This window comes from Oceanobacter sp. 3_MG-2023 (assembly GCF_030688925.1).
GTDB lineage: Bacteria > Pseudomonadota > Gammaproteobacteria > Pseudomonadales > Oceanobacteraceae > Oceanobacter.
This window is the reverse complement of the sequence record NZ_JAUYVX010000003.1, coordinates 159,044-178,467: the sequence shown is the minus strand read 5'-3', so window position 1 is coordinate 178,467 and position 19,424 is coordinate 159,044. Positions and strand designations below refer to the sequence as shown.

The following is a 19,424-nucleotide window of genomic DNA, read 5'->3' as shown; positions in this document are numbered from 1 at the left end:
TTACTCTTCATGTCTACCAGTATCGATGATAAAAGCGCGGCCGTTGGCCGCGTTCCCCGTCATGTTGCCATGATTATGGATGGCAATAATCGCTGGGCCAAAGCACGTTATTTACCCGGTATCGCTGGTCACAAGGCGGGGGTTGATGCTGTGCGCCAGGCCGTTGAAGTGTCTGCACGGGCTGGTGTTGAGGTGTTGACCCTATTTGCCTTTTCCAGTGAAAACTGGCGTCGCCCGGCGGTTGAAGTGTCGGCTCTGATGCAGCTTTTTACCGTTGCCCTGGAACGGGAAGTCAAGCGCCTGCATCGTAACAAGTTGCGGCTGGTGGTGATGGGGGATAAAAGTGCTTTCTCTGAGCGTATCCAGACCCTGATTGCCAATGCCGAAGCGCTGACCGCTAACAATACCGGCATGGTGGTGGTGATTGCTGCCAACTATGGCGGCCAGTGGGATATTGCCCAGGCCTGCCAGAAAATCGCGATTGAAGTTCAGCAAGGGCGTCTGGACCCGGCGGACATCAACGAAGATACCGTCCACCAGTACACCTGGCTGAGTGACTATCCTGCTCCGGATTTATTGATCCGTACCGGGGGCGAACAACGTATCAGCAATTTTATGTTATGGCAGTGTGCGTACAGCGAACTGTATTTCTCACCGGTGTATTGGCCGGATTTCAAAGAACAAGAATATCGCCAGGCGCTTGCATCCTTTGCAGATCGCACCCGTCGCTTTGGCCGAACCGATGACCAGCTGAAGGAAACCGCCAGCCGTGTTTAAACAGCGTGTAATCACCGCGATGGTGCTTGCTCCCCTGATGATCATCGGCATATTTTTCCTGCCGCTGAAGCAATTCGCCATTTTTATTGCCGCAATTGCGACTCTGGGAGCCTGGGAATGGGCCAATATTGCAGGTTATGAACGCCGCTGGGGGCGGGTCGCTTACGCCTTGATGGTGTTTGTCTGCCTGTACGCCAGTGCTCGTTTGCTCCGGATTCATCCCGATTTGCTGGTGTATTACCTCGCGGTGGGTGCCTTGTGGTGGACGGTTGCCTTTGCTCTGGTGCGTCGCTACCCCGGTGGTACCAGTTGGTGGACATCACGCCCGATACGGGGCGCACTGGGACTGTGTGTACTGGTGCCCATGTGGGTCGGCTTTATGCACCTCAAAGTGCAACCCCACAGCTCGTTATTGATTGTGTTTGTGATGCTGATTGTCTGGGGCGCTGATACCGGTGCCTATTTCTCTGGCAAACGCTGGGGTAACTCCAAGCTGGCGCCTAATGTCAGCCCGGGGAAATCCTGGGCCGGGTTCTGGGGGGGATTGGCGACCTCTGCGATGGTCGCGATTCTGTTTGGTCTGGGGCTGGATTACTGGCTTCGGCCGATGTCCCAGGATGATTACTGGCAACTGATGCTGATCGCCGTGATCACCACCGTTGTCTCGGTACTCGGCGACCTGGTGGAAAGCATGATGAAACGCCACCGGGGAATCAAGGATAGCTCGTCATTACTCCCCGGACACGGCGGTGTACTGGACCGGATCGACAGTATGGCAGCGGCCGTTCCTGTGTTTGCCTTATGCCTTCATGTACTTGATTGGGGATTTGCCTGATGACCCATGCAGTGACGGTATTGGGTGCAACGGGATCAATTGGCTGCAGCACCCTGGACGTGATTGCTCGTCACCCGGAACGTTACCGGGTATTTGCTTTGACGGCCGCCACGCGTGCCGAAAAACTGGCCGAGCAAGTATTACAGCACGTGCCGCAATACGCCGTGATGAAAGATGATGCTGGCGCTGACGCGGTGCGTTGTCTGTTACCGCAAGATCACCCGACAACCGTATTGTCTGGTGCCGAAGCCCTGTCCTGGGTGGCGGCTCACGAAGAGACCGATATGGTGATGGCTGCGATTGTAGGGGCTGCGGGTTTATTGCCATCCCTGGCTGCGGCACAGGCTGGCAAACGGGTACTGTTGGCCAACAAGGAAGCACTGGTCATGGCTGGCCCGCTGTTTATGGACGCTATTCGTGACGGTGGTGCCGAATTACTGCCTATTGATAGTGAACACAATGCGATATTCCAGTCGATGCCGGAACGCTACGACGGCCATTTTGCCCCGCATGGGATCAGCAAAATCCTGTTAACCGCATCCGGCGGCCCGTTCCGGGGCTGGCAGGCGGATCAGCTGGCGGATGTTACACCTGCCGAGGCCGTAGCCCACCCCAACTGGACGATGGGACAAAAAATTTCGGTTGATTCCGCTACCCTGATGAACAAGGGGCTGGAGTTGATTGAGGCCTGTTTCCTGTTTAACTGCCAGCCGGAACAGATACAGGTTGTTGTACATCCCCAAAGCGTGATTCACAGCCTGGTGCAATATTGTGACGGTTCGGTGATCGCGCAGCTCGGCGAACCGGATATGCGCACTCCGATTGCTTACGCTCTGGCCTGGCCTGAACGTATGACATCCGGAGTGGCGCCACTGGATCTGGTCACTATCGGTCGCTTTGATTTTGAAGCCGCCGATGAACACACCTTCCCTTGTTTATCCTTGGCCCGGCGGGCATTTATGGCAGGTGGCACGATGCCGGCTGTCTTGAATGCTGCCAACGAAATAGCGGTTGAGGCCTTCCTTGGGGAACGAATTCCGTTTAATACCATTCCAATGCTCGTACAACAGGTGATGGACGCTCATAAGGTCGAAGCAATGACTAGCCTGGAGAATGTGCTGTTGGCTGATCAATGGGCCCGGCGCCAGGCACACCAGTTGCTGCAAGGTTCTGTAAACGAGGTAGATGCGTGACAATTCTCTGGTTTATTGTCGCTATCAGTTTATTGGTGGTGATTCACGAATATGGACATTTCTGGGCGGCTCGTCGCTGCGGCGTTCGGGTATTGCGGTTTTCAGTCGGTTTTGGAAATCCGTTGTTTTCCGTGCGAGACAAGCAGGGTACCGAATATTCTGTCGCGCCTCTGCCGTTGGGTGGCTACGTCAAAATGCTGGATGAGCGGGAAGGCGATGTTCCCGAGCATTTGAGAGAGCAGAGTTTTAATGCCAAATCGGTCGCCCAGCGCAATTTTATTGCCGCTGCGGGGCCGTTTGCCAATTTCCTGTTTGCCATTCTGGCGTACTGGGTGCTGTTTATGGTGGGCACCACCGGAGTGATTGCTGAGATCGGCCAAGTACAGTCGGCATCGCCAGCGGCGATCGCGGGTATCGAACCCCGTGACCGGATTGTCGCGGTGGATGGCCACGAAACCACCACCTGGGAAGATGTTAACTGGCGCCTGATCAGTCATCTGGGTGAAAGCGGTCATATTGACCTGACGCTGGAAGACCATAATCGTATCCAGCGCCCGGTACAGATCACTATTGATAACTGGCTCTCCGACAGTGAACAGCCGGACCCGATGGGATCGCTGGGGCTCCAGCCGCGGCAGCTGGATGTGCCGGCCATGATTGGCTCTGTGGTTGAAGGCAGTGCCGCAGAGCAGGCGGGTTTCTTGCCGGGGGATCAGGTAATGACGGTGGACGGTCAGAAGGTTGAAGACTGGTTTGCCTGGGTGGATCTGGTACAGCGACATGCCGGTGTGGCCTTGCAGGTCGATGTGTTGCGTGATGGCAATATGACATTACTGACCCTGGTGCCGGGCAGTCGTACTCTGGATGATGGCCGGACAATGGGTTTTGCCGGGGTTGGTACCATACAACCGGAAGTGCCGCCGGAATGGCTCAGTACCAGCTCGGCTGACCCGTTGAGTGCGATGGTAAGAGCGGCTGGCAAGACCTGGGATCTGATTACCTTTACCCTCGATTCCATGTGGAAAATGCTGGCAGGGGATCTCTCGGTAAAGAACTTGAGCGGCCCAATTACCATTGCTAAAGTAGCCGGCACTTCGGCTTCGGGAGGGCTGGAATCTTTCGTACAGTTCCTGGCACTGCTCAGTGTGTCATTGGGTGTATTGAATTTATTGCCGGTACCCATGCTGGATGGTGGTCATATTCTGTTTAATAGCGCAGAAAGTGTGATTGGTAAACCATTGCCAGAACGGGTACAGACAGTGGCGATGCAAGTGGGCATTGTGATGCTGTTCAGCCTCATGGCAGTTGCCTTTTATAACGATATCGGTCGACTTTAACTTTGAAAGTCGCGCAATTTTGGATTACTTTTTTCATGCGTTCGCTGCTGTTTTCCCTGTTTGTCGGGCTGTTTTCTTCATTTGCCTATGCTGATGATTCCTTTGTCATTGAAGATATTCGTCTCGAGGGACTGCAACGTGTATCCGCGGGTACCGTGTTTGAGCGGTTGCCGATCAATGCTGGCGACCAGGTTGACAGTAATCGCCTGGCTGAAGTATCGCGTCGCTTGTTTGCGACGGGTTTTTTTAATGACATCCGGGTTTATCGGGACAATCAGGTACTGATTTTCCAACTGGTTGAATTACCTACCATTACCCAGATCGAGTTGGACGGCAACTCGGCGATTCCGGATGAAATCCTGCTGGATAACCTCAAATTGGCCGGGCTGGCAGAAGGCATGGTGTTCAAGCGTTCCACGCTGGAGCGCATTGCACTCGAACTCGAGCGCCAGTATGTCATGCAAGGTCGCTACGATGCACACATCGAGACCGTGGTGGAAGCGTTGCCACGTAACCGGGTGGCACTGAAAATCAATGTTGAAGAAGGTAATGTCGCCTCGATTGCCCATATCAATATTGTGGGTAATGAGTCCTTTCCAGATGAAGAATTACTGAAACGTTTCAGCCTGCAGGAATCCAATTTCTGGTCCTGGTACGCGGGTGACAATAAATATTCCCGTGAAAAGCTGGCAGCCGATCAGGAAACCCTCAGATCATATTATTACGATCGGGGTTATCTGCGTTTTAACATTGAGTCGACCCAGGTGGCACTGGCGCCGGAGAAAGACGGTGTTTACATCACGGTCAACGTGACGGAAGGCGAAGTCTATACCATCCGGGATATTCGTCTGGCGGGCAATCTGGTGCTGGATGAAGAAGAATTCACCCGTTTTTATAATATTGCCCCCGGAGATGTCTTCTCCCGCAGCAAGGTGCTGGCCAGCAGCGAAGGCATGATTCGTCGTCTGGGTAATGATGGCTATACCTTTGCCAAAGTGGATGGCAGCCCCAAACCGGATGACGAAACACTGGAAGTGGATCTGACCTTTTTTGTCGAGCCAGGACGACGCACCTATGTCCGCAGCGTTAACTTCTCCGGTAATGACAGCACCATGGATGAAGTATTACGCCGTGAAATGTTGCAGATGGAAGGTGGCTGGGCTTCGACTGAAAAAATTGAAGCCGGTAAAAACCGTCTGAACCAACTGGGCTTTTTCAAGACTGTGACGGTGGAAACCCCGGCGGTACCCGGTACTGATGATCTGATCGATGTTGAATACAACGTCGAAGAGCAGATGAACGGCAGTCTGAACTTCAACATCGGTTACGCCGGTGGCAGCGGTATGATTCTGGGTGCCAGTATCAGTCAGAATAACTTTATGGGATCCGGTAACCGTATGAGTCTGGGTCTGCAAAAAACCAATACAGTCAAATCGTACAACTTCTCTTTTTCCGACCCTTACTACACCATTGATGGTGTCAGTCGCGGGTTTAACCTTTATTACCGGGAAACTGACTACGACAGCCTGAGCTCTGTCAGTGATTATCAGACCAATAGTCGAGGGGGCAGCGTTACCTTTGGCTATCCCATCTCCCGCCGTCAACGTTTGTCGATGAGTGCTGGCTACAACAACACCGAGATGTTTGAAGGCTCGACTGTGCCGGCAGAAATTCTGGAATTCCTGGAAGTCAAGGGAGACAACTTCGATGAATATACCCTGGGGTTGAACTGGCGTTACAACGGTTTGAACCGAGGCATGTTCCCGACGGCTGGTATTGAGCAAAAACTGTCGCTTGATGTGGGTGTGCCTGGCAGTGATCTGACGACCTATAAACTGGGTTACACCGCCAACTATTATTTCCCGCTGTTTGAGGACTGGTCGTTCCGGATTCGAACAGAATTGGGCTACGCTAACGGTTACGGCGATGAAGACAGTTTGCCGTTCTACAAAAATTTCCGTTCTGGTGGTCTGGGATCCGTTCGGGGTTATAGCAGCAACAGCCTGGGGCCACGGGGCTTGCCGGAATACACAGCAGTTCCCGTGGTACAAACTGACAGCGATGATAACGTGCTGTATGAACTGGATGAACTGGGCCAGCCTGTGGTGGATTCCTCAGCGCCAACCGTGGTGTATAAAACCGATGATGATGGCGCTGCGGTTGCGGTCAGTAACTCCAGTCAGTACAAACCGATTTATGAAACCGACTCGGATGGCTCGGTTGTGACGGCTCCGGCTTATTCTGAGTCCCCCAGCTCGCTGGGTGGTAATATGCTGGCCGAGGCGTCATTGGAACTGATTTTCCCATTCCCGTTTGTTGAAGATCGCAGCTCATTGCGTAGTGTGCTCTTCCTGGATAGCGGTAACACCTTTACCGATAACTGTTATGTTCCGAATGATGCGGATATTCCAACGTTAACAACGCACCCGTATTGTACTGAAGGCTTTAGTTTTTCCGATTTCCGTATGAGTACCGGTGTTGGCTTGACCTGGGTTACCGCCATTGGCCCGCTGACGTTTGTGTACTCAATCCCACTGAATGACCAGGATGGTGATGATACAGAAGGCTTTGAATTTTCACTTGGTCAGGTTTTTTAATGCTGACATCCAGCACAACTGCAATTTAAAGGAGCATTTGGATGCGTGTTTTTCTGTTTTTGGTCGTTGCCTTACTGTCACCACTGGCGGCTGCGGAGCTGAAGGTTGGTGTCGTGGATATGGAGCGAGCCCTGTTTTTGTCTGACGAAGCCAAGTCTGCGGCGAAAAAGTTTGAACAAGAAAATAGTGATTCCATCGGCAAGGTGCGCGACATTGAAAAATCCATGCTGGCGCTGAAGGAAAAACGCGAAACCGATGGTGCGATCATGAGCCAGGCGGAACTGGCCAAGCTGGTGACTGAATACGAAGCCAAAGCCAAAGAACGCCAGTTCTATCTGGAAAAGCTGCAGCAGCAAGATCAACAGTGGCGTCAGTCGTTTTTCCGTTCAAAACTGCCAGAACTGGAAGAGTTGCTGAAAGCGTTGATTGATGATGGCAAGTACGATCTGGTCTTGCAGGCAGGGGCAGCAGTATACAGCTCACCAGCCATTGACCTGACCAAACCATTACTGGAACGGTTAAACGGTAAGTAATACTTTATCAATACACTAGTAAGGGCATATCGATGGATCTGAGTTTATCCGAGCTGGCCACATATCTTGGTGCAGAGATTCGTGGCGACGGTTCGGCACGAGTTGACGGTGTGGCACCACTGTCGTCGGCAGGCAGCAGCGATGTAACTTTTATTGCAGATCCGGCTTATCGCAAGCAACTTGATTCTACTGCGGCTGCGGCTGTGATTGTTGGTACCAACCTGGCCGATGACGTTGCCAGCGTGGCATTGGTGGTGGAGGATGCCTATCTGGCATTTGCCAAAACGACCCAGTTGTTTGATCGCCGTCCACGTCAGCCCGAAGGCGTTCACCCTCGTGCCATTGTGGAAGACGGTGTGGTACTCGGTGCAGGTGTCAGAATCGGCCCGGGTGCTGTGATTGGTCGTAACACACATATCGGTGATGGTACCGAAGTGGGCGCGGGTTGTGTGATAGGCAGTGACTGCCGGATTGGCAGAGATTGCCTGCTGTTTGCCAACGTTACTCTTTATTATCGGGTAAGCATTGGCGACCGGGTTCGGGTACAATCCGGCGCCGTGATTGGTTCCGACGGTTTTGGATTTGCTCCGAACAAGGGCAAATGGGAACGCATTGCCCAGCTGGGTAATGTTCGTATCGGTAATAATGTCGAGATTGGAGCCAATACCTGTATTGATCGTGGTGCGCTGGAAGACACCGTGATCGAGGATGATGTCATTCTCGATAACCTGATCCAGATTGCGCATAACGTCCATGTCGGGCAGGGAGCTGCCATGGCTGGCTGTGTCGGTATTGCCGGCAGCACGCATATAGGCAAGGGATGTACCCTGGCGGGTGGCGTCGGTATTGCTGGACATCTGACGCTGGCGGATGGTGTACATGCATTGGGAATGACGCTGATTACAAATTCGATTGATGAACCCGGCGTATACGCATCGGGTACATCACATATGCCAGCTAAACAGTGGCGTCGTAGCGCCGCACGATTTAAACAGCTCGATTCGATAGCCAAACGGCTGCAGAAATTAGAGAAAAGCCAAGAAGGTAACGCTTGATGTACCCGCAACCAGTCCAAACGATCCAGGAATTTTTGCCACACCGTTATCCATTCCTGTTGGTTGACCGAATCAATGAGGTTGATCTGGAGTCCGAAGAGGCTCCTGTGATTCGTGCCATCAAGAACGTCACCATCAACGAACCGTTTTTTGGTGGCCATTTTCCAGGTCACCCGGTCATGCCTGGTGTCCTGATTCTGGAAGCCATGGCTCAGTCAGCCGGCTTGCTTGGTATGACCATGATGGGAGAAAAGCGAAATCCCAACATGCTGTACTATTTTGCCGGTGCCGATCATGTACGTTTCAAACGTCCGATTGTGCCGGGAGACCAGGTTGTTCTGGAAGCCCGCTTTACCGGTACCCGCCGTGGTATCTGGAAATTTGACTGCCGGGCGCTGGTGGATGGCGAAGTTGCCTGTTCAGCACTGATTACCTGTGCCGAACGAGAAATGGAGTCCGCATGATCCATCCTACGGCCATCATAGACCCGTCTGCCCAGCTGGCTGATGACGTTGACGTCGGTCCGTACAGCATCATTGGCGCCGACGTAGAGATCGATACCGGTACTGTGATTGGCCCTCATGTTGTGATCAAGGGACCAACACGTATCGGCAAGCACAATCGGGTGTTTCAGTTTGCCACGCTGGGGGAAGACTGCCAGGACAAAAAATACGCCGGTGAACCAACCCGGTTGGTGATTGGCGACCATAATGTCATTCGTGAAAGCTGTACTTTCCATCGCGGCACCGTGCAGGATAATAGCGAGACGCGTATTGGCAGCCATAATCTGTTTATGGTGAATGTGCATGTGGCCCATGATTGTATTGTGGGCGATCATTGTATTCTGGCCAATGATACGAACCTGGCTGGCCACGTTCAGCTGGGTGACTGGGCTATTCTGGGCGGTGCCACCCAGGTACACCAGTTTTGCAAGATCGGAGCCCATGTTATGGCTGGTGCCGGGACTGTGGTATTAAAAGATATTCCTGCTTACGTTATGGCACTGGGGTATCCGGCTGAGCCACATGGTATCAATTCCGAAGGTTTGCGCCGTCGGGGTTATTCTGCTGACGCTATCAGTGCGGTGCGTAATGCCTACAAAACAGTATATCGGCAGGGCCTGACCCTGACAGAAGCGTTGGCCAAGCTGGAACAGGAAGCGGTGACGGAAGCTGCCGTCGGGGTGTTGTTTGATAGTCTGAAAGACTCCAGTCGTGGGATTATTCGTTAGTGAAGCGGATTGCAATCGTCGTTGGTGAAACCTCGGGGGATATGCTCGGCGCAGGTTTGCTGCAAGCACTGCGAGAGCGTTATCCGGATGCGGTTTTTGAAGGTATTGGTGGTCCACTGATGCTGGCTCAGGGGTTTACCAGTCTGTACCCGATGGAACGATTATCGGTGATGGGGCTGGTTGAAGTGCTAGGCCGATTGTTTGAGCTGCTGAAAATACGCGCCTCCCTGATCAAGCACTGGAGCAACAACCCGCCGGATGTTTTTATCGGTATCGACGCGCCCGACTTCAACCTGACGCTGGAAGAAAAGCTCAAGGCCAAAGGCATCAAAACCGTGCATTATGTCAGTCCCTCTGTTTGGGCCTGGCGTCAGAAACGGGTGCTAAAAGTGGGGCGGGCTGTTGACCTGATGCTCACTCTGTTTCCGTTTGAAGCGCGTTTTTACGAAGAACACCAGATTCCGGTGCACTTTGTAGGCCATCACCTGGCCGATAAAATCCCCTTTGAAACGCCCAAAACCCCGGCACGCGAAAACCTGGAGCTGGACGTCAGCAAACCTCTGATATGTTTGATGCCCGGTAGTCGAGCAGGGGAAGTCGAGCGTCTGGGTCCGTTGTTTTTTGAGACTGCCCAGCGAATGTTGCAATTACGGGCAGACCTGCAATTTGTGATTCCGGCAGCCAGCATCGAGCGCCGTAACCAGCTGGAAGCGCAGCTGTCGGAGCTATCATTGACACTGCCGGTGACGATTGTTCTCGGGCAATCCCATATCTGCATGGCGGCAGCGGATGTCATTCTATTGGCATCCGGTACAGCAACACTGGAAGCCATGCTGCTGAAGCGGCCGATGGTGGTAAGTTACAAGGTCAATAAAATCACCGCATTTCTGTTACGGCGCATGCTGAAACAGCCTTTTATATCCCTGCCCAACCTGTTGGCCGGGCGTGAGCTGGTACCTGAAATCCTGCAAGAGCAAGCGACTCCAATACATTTGGCGGAGGCGTTGGTGCGTTGTCTGGAAGACCAGAATATCCGCCACCAACTGCATGAAACCTTCCAGTTTATTCATCGGCAATTGCGACGAAATGCTAATCAGGAAGCCGCCAAAGCGATTATTGAATTACTGGAACCAGAGCAAGCTGCCGCTAACGAACGTTTGCGGAACGGACTCACTCACTGAATTACTTATCCCATGATTGATATTGAACAGTCTCTGCTGGCACAGGGACGCGTCTACTGTGGCATTGATGAAGCTGGCGCCGGGCCTTTGTGTGGCGATGTGTTGGCCGCTGCGGTGGTACTGGACCCGGCCAAACCCATTCCTGGTCTGGATGATTCCAAAAAACTGACGGAAAAACGTCGCGAAGCACTTTACGAGCTGATTATGGAATCCGCCGTAGACTTCGCCATTGCCCGGGCAACGGTGGCCGAAATTGACGACATCAATATTCTGAATGCCCGCTTGCTGGCGATGTCTCGGGCAGTGGCCGGTTTATCGGGGGATGTTGAATATGCCCTGGTGGATGGCAACCGCTTGCCCAAACTGGATATCGCTGCCACGGCGGTGATCAAGGGCGATAGCCTGGTGCAATCCATTGCTGCGGCTTCTGTGTTGGCCAAAGTCAGCCGTGATCGGGAAATGGTGGCACTCGATCGTGTGTATCCTGGTTATGGCTTTGCCAAACACAAAGGGTATGGCACCCAGGCGCATCTGCAAGCGTTACAAGAGCTGGGGCCGTGTGCCATTCACCGGCGCAGTTACGCGCCGGTCAAGGCCTTGCTGGGCTGCTGAGGTTATCCGCCAGATTGACTCAACGCCGGGTCGCCGCTGTCTGACATATCTCGTGCTGGCTATAGGTGCGCTGGCGCAAAAAATCCCGCAGGGCTTCATCCGTTTCGCAAGCCGCAATTTGTGCGGGAGTAATGGCTTCGCCAATGCCGAGATAAATTGTGGAGCGACGTTTTTTAAGAAATTCTGCGGGAATGCGCAGAGTTCGCAAGGCTGGATGGATTTTGCCAAGAAGATGGAAACTGGCACTGTTGCGGCCGTGAAAATACACTGGAATAACCGGTACGTTGGCTTTACGAATCAGCCGCATGCTGGCAATGGGCCAGGTTTTATCGCTGATGCCGCGTTGGCCCTTGTACCAGGTGGATACTTCACCGGCAGGAAACAGGCCCAGCCCATTCCCCTGCTTTAGTTGCGTCAAGGATTTGCGCATGCCTCCCATACCTTTGGGGCCGCGGTTTTCAAATGGATTGACGGTGATAAACAGGTTGGCGATAGGGGCAAAATAACTCAGCAGGTAATTCGCCACAACGCGGAAATCCGGGCGAATACGGCACACCAGCAGCAACAGAATCACGCCATCGAGAAAACCGAAAGGATGGTTGGATACCGTAATAAAAGGCCCGTTGGCAGGAATTGCCTGCTGTAATGCCTTTTCGTCGTAATCCAGCTCGATATGCAGGTGGTGAAGCGTCTCTTCGATCATATCGATGCCTTGCCTGGCCGTCAGCTTGTTGTAAATACGGGTCAGCGTGGGCGCTTTTAACAAGCGTAGCAATAGATCCAGTTTGCGCGGGGAGAGTTTGGTCGCTTCCAGTAAACCCTTGCGATCAAATAACTCCATAGTGTAATTCCCGTGGTCTGTAATGAATCGATCGCATAATACCAGTCAATCCCTTGGCGGCAAGCGCTTGTTGGGCTGGTTAATATTTGGATAAATAAATGAAAAATCACACAAATGTCATCATTATCGGGGCCGGTGCTGCCGGGCTGATGTGTGCTGCTCAAGCGGCGGCCGGCGGCTGTTCTGTACGGCTATTGGATCATGCCAACAAAGCCGGTAAAAAGATTCTGATGTCGGGTGGCGGTCGTTGTAATTTTACCAATTACGATATCCAGCCCGACCGTTATCTCAGCCACAATCCTCACTTCTGCAAATCTGCCCTGAGCCGTTATACCCAATGGGATTTTATTGCTCTGGTTGATAAACACAGCGTGGCCTGGCACGAGAAAAAGGATGGCCAGCTGTTTTGCGACCATAAAGCGAGTGACATTCTTAATCTGCTGCTGGATGAATGCGAGCAAGGAGGGGTCACGATCCAGCTGGATACCGGCATTCATGCGGTAACGGCCAATACATCGGGGGGGTATCTGGTGCAGGCGGGTGACCAGTCCTACCAGTGTGATGCGTTGGTGGTTGCGACCGGAGGACCATCGATCCCCACCTTGGGTGCCAGTGGGTTTGGGTATCAGCTGGCTCGCCAGTTTGGTCTGGCGGTATATGAACCGGTGGCGGCTCTGGTGCCGTTTACCCTGACCAGCCAACTCAAGCAACTGAGCAGCGAGCTGGCAGGGAATGCCTGTCACGTCGACGTGAGCTGCCGTGGCCAGTCTTTTCAGGACGATATGCTGTTTACCCACCGCGGCTTAAGTGGCCCGGCGATGTTGCAGATTTCCAGCTACTGGCAACCAGGCGATAGCCTGACGATCAACCTGTTACCCACAATGGATGCCGCTGCAGCCCTGCGGGCGTCCCAGCACAGTAGCCCGAAACAGCTGCTCAAAACCTGGTTGGGGCAGCGGCTGACCCAAAAAATTGCGGAATGCTGGCTGGCAGCGACTGGAAGTTTGGCGGATCAACCCTTGTCTGCCCTTAATGGAGCGCAAATGGATGCCTTGGCGCACCAGCTTCATCACTGGCAAGTCAAACCGGCGGGTACGGAAGGCTATCGTACCGCTGAGGTCGCGCTGGGAGGCGTGGATACCGATGCCTTGTCGTCTCGCACCATGGCCAGCAAACAGCACAAGGGTTTGTACTTTATAGGGGAGGTGGTGGATGTCACCGGCCACCTGGGAGGCTTCAATTTTCAATGGGCCTGGTCCAGCGCGGCGGCGGCGGCTACGCATCTGATAGCAGAATATGCTTGATTACTGGGTTGTGGCTGGGTCAGCAACCGCGCTGAGTTGAGGAGTGGAGCAAAGGTCAGTGCTGGAATCAGCAGGGTCTGATACTTGAGTAGCGCCGTCTAATACCTTGGTTCTATATTTCCTTGGTGAATAGCAAGAATACATCCTATTGATTTCAATTATGGTTCCGATGTCCATAGTATTCATTGGCAAGCGGCGATGAGCATCCGGCAACAGACCAGGAGCCATCTGCTGACTACCCAAAAATGCATATGACAAAGGACGAACCCATGTCTGCTTACCAAAACGATATCAAAGCTGTTGCTGCCCTTAAAGAAGCCGCCGGTGCTGCTTGGTCAGGTATCTCTGAAGAGTCTGTTGCACGTATGCGTGCCCAGAACAAATTCAAGACTGGTCTGGATATTGCGAAGTACACTGCCAAAATCATGCGTGAAGACATGGCTGCCTATGATGCAGACAGCTCCAAGTACACCCAGTCACTGGGTTGCTGGCACGGTTTTATTGGTCAGCAGAAGATGATTTCTATCAAGAAACACTTCGGTAACACCAATCGTCGCTATTTGTACCTGTCTGGCTGGATGGTTGCCGCTCTGCGTTCACAATTCGGTCCTCTGCCTGACCAGTCCATGCATGAAAAAACAGTGGTTGCCAGCCTGATTGAAGAGCTGTACACCTTCCTGCGTCAAGCGGATGCTCGCGAACTGGACCTGCTGTTCCGTGCTCTGGATGCTGCCAACGAAGCGGGCGACACCGCCAAAGCTGCTGACATCCAAGCGCAGATCGACAACTACGAAACACACGTTGTGCCTATCATTGCCGACATCGATGCCGGTTTTGGTAACGAAGAAGCCACTTACCTGATGGCTAAACAAATGATCGAAGCCGGTGCTTGCTGCTTGCAGATCGAAAACCAGGTAGCTGACGAGAAACAATGTGGTCACCAGGACGGTAAAGTGACCGTTCCCCATGCTGACTTCCACTCCAAACTGCGCGCTTTGCGTTATGCCTTCCTGGAGCTGGGTGTTGATGATGGTGTCATCGTTGCCCGTACTGACTCCCAGGGTGCTGGTCTGACCAAACAGATCGCCGTTGTGAAAGAACCAGGTGATTCTGGTGACATCTACAACAGCTTCCTGGATTGCGAAGAAATCACCGTTGAAGATATGCAGCAAGGCGATGTGGTTATCAAGCGTGGTGATAAAATCCTGCGTCCAAAACGCCTGCCATCCGGCCTGTTCCAGTTCCGTCGTGGTACTGGTGAAGAACGTTGTGTCTTCGACTGTATCGAAGCCCTGAAAGCCGGTGCGGATCTGTTGTGGATCGAAACTGAAAAACCACACGTTGGCCAGATTAAAGCGATGATGGACGAAATTCGCAAAGAAACGCCTAACGCAAAACTGGTTTACAACAACAGCCCGTCATTCAACTGGACGCTGAACTTCCGTCAACAAGTATTTGATGCCTGGGCTGAAGAAGGCAAAGACGTATCGGCTTACAACCGCGATGCTCTGATGTCTGCTGAATACGACGCAACCGATCTGTCTATTGAAGCCGATCGTCGTATCCAGAGCTTCCAGGCGGATGCATCCCGTGAAGCAGGTATTTTCCACCACCTGATCACTCTGCCGACTTACCACACTGCTGCGCTGTCTACTGACAACCTGGCGAAAGAATACTTCGGTGAAAAAGGTATGCTGGGTTACGTTGAAGGCGTACAGCGTAAAGAAATCCGTCAAGGAATTGCCTGTGTTAAACACCAGAACATGTCTGGTTCTGATATGGGTGATGCACACAAAGAATACTTCTCAGGCGACAACGCACTGAAAGCTTCTGGTAAAGACAACACCATGAACCAGTTCAGCTAAGAGCTGGTACACCCCCTCGGGTGTTGTATCCAGGGCGGCCTTCGGGCCGCCTTTTTTGTGCCTGATTACAAATGGCCCGGTTCTTCTTCACTCGCTGCTATTACAGGAGTGGGAGAGGGGCGTTGAGAGACAGACAGGCAAGGCAAAGCAAGGAACACCATCCCCCTGAACTGGCTTCAGGAGGATGGCGAAAGTCGTGACAAGAGAAGCCGGTAAACCGATGCTGGACTGCTGGAGAGACGTGGTTATTGCTTACTCAGCACTTGCTGGATACGCAACTGGGTTTCCTGGGTGTGCAGCAGTTCGGCAAATCGCTGCATTTCGATATCAACGGCCCGGTCGACCCGTTCGACATGCCCTTCTTCTCTGGCCAGCTGCTTGATGGCCCGAATCGACCCCTGAGAGTTTTTACTGATGGTATGTGCCATGGCCATCGCCTGTTCCTGTGCCTGACCATCTTCCGTAACCTGGTTGAGCAAGCCCCATTGCTGCGCTTCTGCAGCACTGAAGAAACGTCCACTCAATAACAGTTCGGCGGCGATCTTTGGCCCAACCGTTTCAGCCAGTAATACCGAGCAAGCTCCTTCGGACGTCACGCCGATTTTGGCGAAAGGCAAGGAATAACGGGTACTTTTACCGGCATAAGCAAGATCGGCATGGAGCAAAAGATTAGCGCCAATACCAATGGCGACACCTTCCTGGGCAATGATCAACGGTTTGCACAGGGCCGCCAGAGTATGAAAAATACCCGCAACACCTTCTTTTACATCCAGCAGGTTGCCGCCGGGCAGCAAATCACTGAGATCGTTACCAGCCGAGAATGTAGTGGCAGAACCACTGAGAACAATAACGTTCACCTGGTCATCCTGGTCGGCCAGTGTCAAGGCGGCAATCAGGTCACGGTAGGTTTGTACACGAATGGCATTCAGTACCTGGGGCCGATTCAGCTGCAGTAAGGCAACGCCCTGACTCTGGCGATAGAGAAGATCCTCAAACATCGATGTGATTCCTTTATTTGTGAACAACAAGATATTCACTGTTTATTTTTATTCACATTTATTGTGCCCGATCCTGGCATTCCCAGCAAGGTTCGGTGAGGTCTAACAGGTGGACAGATTAAACAACCTGGCATCCAGACCGACCAATCCGGTAGTCCCTGTGCCGATATCACTCTCGACATACACCCAGGCACTTTCAGGTACAGAGTGGCCATTGATATCGAGGTTGAATACCCAGCAATTTCCCAACGTTGGGCAGTTGAAAATCTTGCCTGAGGGCAGCAGTGCATCAGGGGGAAGAAAATCAATCAGCGGCAAATACCAGGCGGATAACGGCGAGTCCGACTGGCCGGTGTCAGTACTGGTGCTCGGGTGATGTGCAAGAAACAGACTCTGGCTTCTGGCAATGGGGATGTTTGAACCATGGGGAGTAATCTGGAAATTATCCTGCAGACGCTGAAGAGGCGTAAAAGGAGGTCGTTGCCAGATCGTATTGGGCTGAACGGGCCTGGTATCTTCTGGAGTCGTCATAATTAGCATCCGTGTCGTGTGAAGCGCGACAGTTAAACGGAAATAGCGCTGTTGCCGAATGGCCTATGTCAAGATATCGCAAGATTTTAGCGCAGACGCACAACAGCAGTGCCGAAGCTGTCATGGTGGAGAGTACTACTCCCAAAGGAGTAAAGAATTGGCACGGTTGGATCGATATGTCTGTACGGTCGTGGGCATACTATGGTGAATACTGTCAGAACCTGGGACTAGCCCCTGGTTTGGGCAAGGATGGTCAATAACCAGTGACTTATCCAGCAGCCCGTCCATATGACGGGTACAAGAAGGTATAAAGCCGGGACGCATAATAAAAACAAGAGGACACCAGATGAACCATGAATCTGTCGAACAGCTGATGGGGGTCGTCTCTCCCTGGATTATTCACGATATCCGCATTAATCAGAATCACCGTCGCGTTGAAGTCTGTATTGGCCAGGCACGTTCTGGCTGGTTTGGCTCACGCCGGGCGATCCAGCATTTTGGTCATCATAAAACATGGCGACACACCAACCTGGGTGTCTTGAAGTGCACCATACGTATCGACTACCCGGAAGGAGATGAATTGCCGAATGCTCCCTGGAGTGGTGATGCCCGTGCTCCTTTCAGCAATGCACTGGGTCAGCAAGTGATTGCCATGCTCACCGAAGGCATGTCATTAGGCACCATTGCACGCCTGCTGGAACTGGATGCTGACATGTTGTGGCAATTCAAGCATGGCCTGGATACTGGCAAGTTAGGGTCGAACCTCAACCAGACTACCAGCCCGGACATATCGCCAGATATGATGTCGGTGCTGACTCGTGATCAACAAAAATCAGCACTGCCTGCAGCAGACATTGCCATCTGGCGAGAGTTGCTCACGGGGGAACGGGATCTGGACATGCGTAATCTGGGGTTACGTCTGTTGCTGATGCGTTTGCGGCAGCAATATGCCATGGCTCACGATGAAGAAGTACGCATGCTGAAAATACAGCAATTACGCCGTTACTTCGAAAAGAATCCGGCGACCGCTGGCCGGGAGATTGAACAGATCCGGGAGGCAGTACAATGAATCTGGCCATATCCAACCATCCGGATAGCCGACCTGGTAGCGGGAATGTCCCTGGCCACCTGATGACCGTTGCGGCAGCCGCCCGGATTATCCAGAGCGGGCGGGGAGTCAGCATCGCGGGTGATGAAGCGGCATTACGCCAACTGCCAAAAGGCTTCTGGATTGGTGGCACCATTCCGTACTTTATGAGCGAAGACGGGGGTCTGTGTAGCCGGGAGCTGGTGTTCGTAAATGAACTGCCAGCGGCCAGCGGCGCGCCGGATCTTTGTACTTACGACGAGCGCAGTATAGAAGGGGTTTGCAATGATGCACCTGATAACGGCTTTACGGTTCTGATTGTTCCTGCGTTTTCTGAAGTGCACCAACGTTTTGCCAAGGATGCCCCGGAATTTGACAATATGTACTTGCAACCGTTGGTTGGCTGGGTCGCGGGTATACACCTGGATGACCTGAACAGCGATAAGGTTAGCCCCAAAGTTGTGTTTGGCCCGACTGGCGAATTTCACGACAACCTTGCCGTAGCGATGCATGTTGCGATCGATGGTGATAAGGCCGCCGGGATTGAAATCATCAACCTGTTCCAACCCGGCAACGGCCCGGTTATCCGCTTCCCTGAATCCGGTTTGAGTGCCACGGAAGTTGATATCGACGGTGTAAGTACTAATCTGGCCAATTACCTGCATTCCAGTGGAGCGGACACCCGCTTGCCATTGGTGGCTGACTATTGTGGTGCTTATATCAATGTCAGTTTTCAGAATGTGAATGCCACAACCGGAGAAGTCACCTTTTACGCTCCGGTATACGCTGGACAAGCATATCGCCTGGCGGGCGCGATCCCGCCGTATGCTGAAGCGTTTGCGCAACAAGTGCCTCACGATGACGGGGAAATCGCTTTCTGCTGCAATTGTATTCTCAATTATCTGTATGGTGAGCTGGAAGGGAAAAAAACCGATCGCATGCATGGCCCCATCACCTTTGGCGAAATAGCCTACCAACTGGTCAACCAGACCATGGTGTACCTACGAGTGAGCTAATGTGTTGGGGACAGCCAGGGAAGGCGTTCCTGCCTTTGCACACAAGACAAGCTCGCTGGTCGGCGTTATTCTGGATTTACTCATCCGCGTTACTCTGAATGGGATTCAGAACCTGGCGGCTCTTGTCGCTATTACGAGTGAACCGCCGGTTGCAATTAAAACTGATAATCTTATCATCTCCGCCAATTCAGTCTCCCAGCAACAGACCGGGCAGAGCCGATGGCGGCCTCGGATTACTGGCTGAGAATGCTTCCCGCCCATGTCGTTTAAGACAATGAGCCAGTTTATTGGTGGTCATTTATTGATCACCACTCAGCTACCTGGCACAGGTGTTAGAAACAGCGATTGCGCTTTGTCAGTTTTTGTCATAACAAGCCAGTAGTCAATGCAGCGCTAATGTCTTATTTATCGCATTAATTGACGAATCTGAT

Annotated in this window: 18 protein-coding genes; 15 read left to right on the top strand and 3 right to left on the bottom strand. The window is 52.7% G+C overall.

Annotated elements, in window-relative coordinates; translation table 11 throughout:
- Positions 1–9: 9 nt before the first annotated feature.
- The 11 genes from uppS to rnhB are packed head-to-tail and all read left to right on the top strand — an operon-like array spanning position 10 to position 11,351.
- A complete protein-coding gene (uppS, locus tag Q8W32_RS04175) occupies positions 10–777 on the top strand; it encodes a polyprenyl diphosphate synthase (RefSeq protein ID WP_303433832.1) in 768 nt (255 codons plus the stop codon).
- On the top strand, positions 770–1,612 hold the full coding sequence (locus tag Q8W32_RS04170; protein WP_303433830.1) for a phosphatidate cytidylyltransferase: 843 nt from the start codon (positions 770–772) through the stop codon (positions 1,610–1,612). Before uppS ends, Q8W32_RS04170 begins: the two co-directional genes overlap by 8 nt.
- Complete coding sequence (gene ispC / locus Q8W32_RS04165; protein ID WP_305413831.1) at positions 1,612–2,805, top strand: 1-deoxy-D-xylulose-5-phosphate reductoisomerase; 1,194 nt, start codon at positions 1,612–1,614, stop codon at positions 2,803–2,805. Before Q8W32_RS04170 ends, ispC begins: the two co-directional genes overlap by 1 nt.
- A complete protein-coding gene (gene rseP, locus Q8W32_RS04160; RefSeq protein WP_303433826.1) occupies positions 2,802–4,142 on the top strand; it encodes an RIP metalloprotease RseP in 1,341 nt (446 codons plus the stop codon). Before ispC ends, rseP begins: the two co-directional genes overlap by 4 nt.
- A gap of 35 nt (positions 4,143–4,177) precedes the next feature.
- Positions 4,178–6,739: an outer membrane protein assembly factor BamA gene (bamA, locus tag Q8W32_RS04155; RefSeq protein ID WP_305413830.1), complete on the top strand. Its 2,562-nt coding sequence runs from the start codon at positions 4,178–4,180 to the stop codon at positions 6,737–6,739.
- 41 nt (positions 6,740–6,780) lie between these two features.
- Positions 6,781–7,272 carry an OmpH family outer membrane protein gene (locus tag Q8W32_RS04150; RefSeq protein WP_303433822.1) on the top strand — a complete coding sequence of 164 codons (492 nt, stop codon included), beginning with the start codon at positions 6,781–6,783 and terminating at the stop codon, positions 7,270–7,272.
- 32 nt (positions 7,273–7,304) lie between these two features.
- Entirely contained in the window at positions 7,305–8,327 is a 1,023-nt protein-coding gene (lpxD, locus tag Q8W32_RS04145) for a UDP-3-O-(3-hydroxymyristoyl)glucosamine N-acyltransferase (protein WP_305413829.1), read from the top strand.
- The gene (fabZ, locus tag Q8W32_RS04140; protein WP_303433818.1) at positions 8,327–8,791 is read left to right on the top strand and encodes a 3-hydroxyacyl-ACP dehydratase FabZ; all 465 of its coding nucleotides are present in this window, start codon (positions 8,327–8,329) and stop codon (positions 8,789–8,791) included. The genes lpxD and fabZ overlap by 1 nt, the downstream gene beginning before the upstream one ends.
- On the top strand, positions 8,788–9,558 hold the full coding sequence (gene lpxA / locus Q8W32_RS04135) for an acyl-ACP--UDP-N-acetylglucosamine O-acyltransferase (RefSeq protein ID WP_305413827.1): 771 nt from the start codon (positions 8,788–8,790) through the stop codon (positions 9,556–9,558). The genes fabZ and lpxA overlap by 4 nt, the downstream gene beginning before the upstream one ends.
- On the top strand, positions 9,558–10,739 hold the full coding sequence (gene lpxB / locus Q8W32_RS04130; RefSeq protein WP_305413825.1) for a lipid-A-disaccharide synthase: 1,182 nt from the start codon (positions 9,558–9,560) through the stop codon (positions 10,737–10,739). Before lpxA ends, lpxB begins: the two co-directional genes overlap by 1 nt.
- A gap of 12 nt (positions 10,740–10,751) precedes the next feature.
- Positions 10,752–11,351, top strand: coding sequence for a ribonuclease HII (gene rnhB / locus Q8W32_RS04125; protein ID WP_303433814.1), 600 nt, complete (start codon positions 10,752–10,754; stop codon positions 11,349–11,351).
- A 19-nt stretch (positions 11,352–11,370) separates the two neighbouring features.
- Here the strand turns inward: rnhB and Q8W32_RS04120 are convergent, their stop codons facing one another.
- Positions 11,371–12,192 carry a lysophospholipid acyltransferase family protein gene (locus Q8W32_RS04120; protein ID WP_303433812.1) on the bottom strand — a complete coding sequence of 274 codons (822 nt, stop codon included), beginning with the start codon at positions 12,190–12,192 and terminating at the stop codon, positions 11,371–11,373.
- A gap of 98 nt (positions 12,193–12,290) precedes the next feature.
- On the opposite strand from Q8W32_RS04120, the gene Q8W32_RS04115 reads away from it, so the two are divergent.
- Positions 12,291–13,496, top strand: coding sequence for an NAD(P)/FAD-dependent oxidoreductase (locus tag Q8W32_RS04115; RefSeq protein WP_305413824.1), 1,206 nt, complete (start codon positions 12,291–12,293; stop codon positions 13,494–13,496).
- Positions 13,497–13,765: 269 nt separating this feature from the next.
- Positions 13,766–15,361, top strand: a complete 1,596-nt coding sequence (locus Q8W32_RS04110) for an isocitrate lyase (RefSeq protein WP_305413823.1) — start codon at positions 13,766–13,768, stop codon at positions 15,359–15,361.
- A 245-nt stretch (positions 15,362–15,606) separates the two neighbouring features.
- Here Q8W32_RS04110 and Q8W32_RS04105 read toward each other — a convergent pair whose 3' ends face one another.
- Entirely contained in the window at positions 15,607–16,359 is a 753-nt protein-coding gene (locus Q8W32_RS04105; RefSeq protein ID WP_303433806.1) for an enoyl-CoA hydratase/isomerase family protein, read from the bottom strand.
- Between the two features lie 102 nt (positions 16,360–16,461).
- On the bottom strand, positions 16,462–16,890 hold the full coding sequence (locus tag Q8W32_RS04100) for a hypothetical protein (RefSeq protein WP_303433804.1): 429 nt from the start codon (positions 16,888–16,890) through the stop codon (positions 16,462–16,464).
- A gap of 346 nt (positions 16,891–17,236) precedes the next feature.
- On the opposite strand from Q8W32_RS04100, the gene Q8W32_RS04095 reads away from it, so the two are divergent.
- Both Q8W32_RS04095 and Q8W32_RS04090 read left to right on the top strand, forming a co-directional pair.
- Positions 17,237–17,959: a hypothetical protein gene (locus Q8W32_RS04095; protein ID WP_305413822.1), complete on the top strand. Its 723-nt coding sequence runs from the start codon at positions 17,237–17,239 to the stop codon at positions 17,957–17,959.
- The gene (locus tag Q8W32_RS04090) at positions 17,956–18,993 is read left to right on the top strand and encodes a hypothetical protein (protein ID WP_303433801.1); all 1,038 of its coding nucleotides are present in this window, start codon (positions 17,956–17,958) and stop codon (positions 18,991–18,993) included. Before Q8W32_RS04095 ends, Q8W32_RS04090 begins: the two co-directional genes overlap by 4 nt.
- Positions 18,994–19,424: the final 431 nt, after the last annotated feature.

Excerpts from the sequence above, each read along its gene's own strand:
- uppS (WP_303433832.1), top strand. The coding sequence starts at position 10 with ATGTCTACCAGTATCGATGATAAAAGCGCGGCCGTTGGCCGCGTTCCC.
- ispC (WP_305413831.1), top strand. The coding sequence starts at position 1,612 with ATGACCCATGCAGTGACGGTATTGGGTGCAACGGGATCAATTGGCTGC.
- bamA (WP_305413830.1), top strand. The coding sequence starts at position 4,178 with ATGCGTTCGCTGCTGTTTTCCCTGTTTGTCGGGCTGTTTTCTTCATTT.
- Q8W32_RS04150 (WP_303433822.1), top strand. The coding sequence starts at position 6,781 with ATGCGTGTTTTTCTGTTTTTGGTCGTTGCCTTACTGTCACCACTGGCG.
- lpxD (WP_305413829.1), top strand. The coding sequence starts at position 7,305 with ATGGATCTGAGTTTATCCGAGCTGGCCACATATCTTGGTGCAGAGATT.
- fabZ (WP_303433818.1), top strand. The coding sequence starts at position 8,327 with ATGTACCCGCAACCAGTCCAAACGATCCAGGAATTTTTGCCACACCGT.
- lpxA (WP_305413827.1), top strand. The coding sequence starts at position 8,788 with ATGATCCATCCTACGGCCATCATAGACCCGTCTGCCCAGCTGGCTGAT.
- rnhB (WP_303433814.1), top strand. The coding sequence starts at position 10,752 with ATGATTGATATTGAACAGTCTCTGCTGGCACAGGGACGCGTCTACTGT.
- Q8W32_RS04120 (WP_303433812.1), bottom strand. The coding sequence starts at position 12,192 with ATGGAGTTATTTGATCGCAAGGGTTTACTGGAAGCGACCAAACTCTCC.
- Q8W32_RS04115 (WP_305413824.1), top strand. The coding sequence starts at position 12,291 with ATGAAAAATCACACAAATGTCATCATTATCGGGGCCGGTGCTGCCGGG.
- Q8W32_RS04110 (WP_305413823.1), top strand. The coding sequence starts at position 13,766 with ATGTCTGCTTACCAAAACGATATCAAAGCTGTTGCTGCCCTTAAAGAA.
- Q8W32_RS04105 (WP_303433806.1), bottom strand. The coding sequence starts at position 16,359 with ATGTTTGAGGATCTTCTCTATCGCCAGAGTCAGGGCGTTGCCTTACTG.
- Q8W32_RS04100 (WP_303433804.1), bottom strand. The coding sequence starts at position 16,890 with ATGACGACTCCAGAAGATACCAGGCCCGTTCAGCCCAATACGATCTGG.
- Q8W32_RS04095 (WP_305413822.1), top strand. The coding sequence starts at position 17,237 with ATGAACCATGAATCTGTCGAACAGCTGATGGGGGTCGTCTCTCCCTGG.
- Q8W32_RS04090 (WP_303433801.1), top strand. The coding sequence starts at position 17,956 with ATGAATCTGGCCATATCCAACCATCCGGATAGCCGACCTGGTAGCGGG.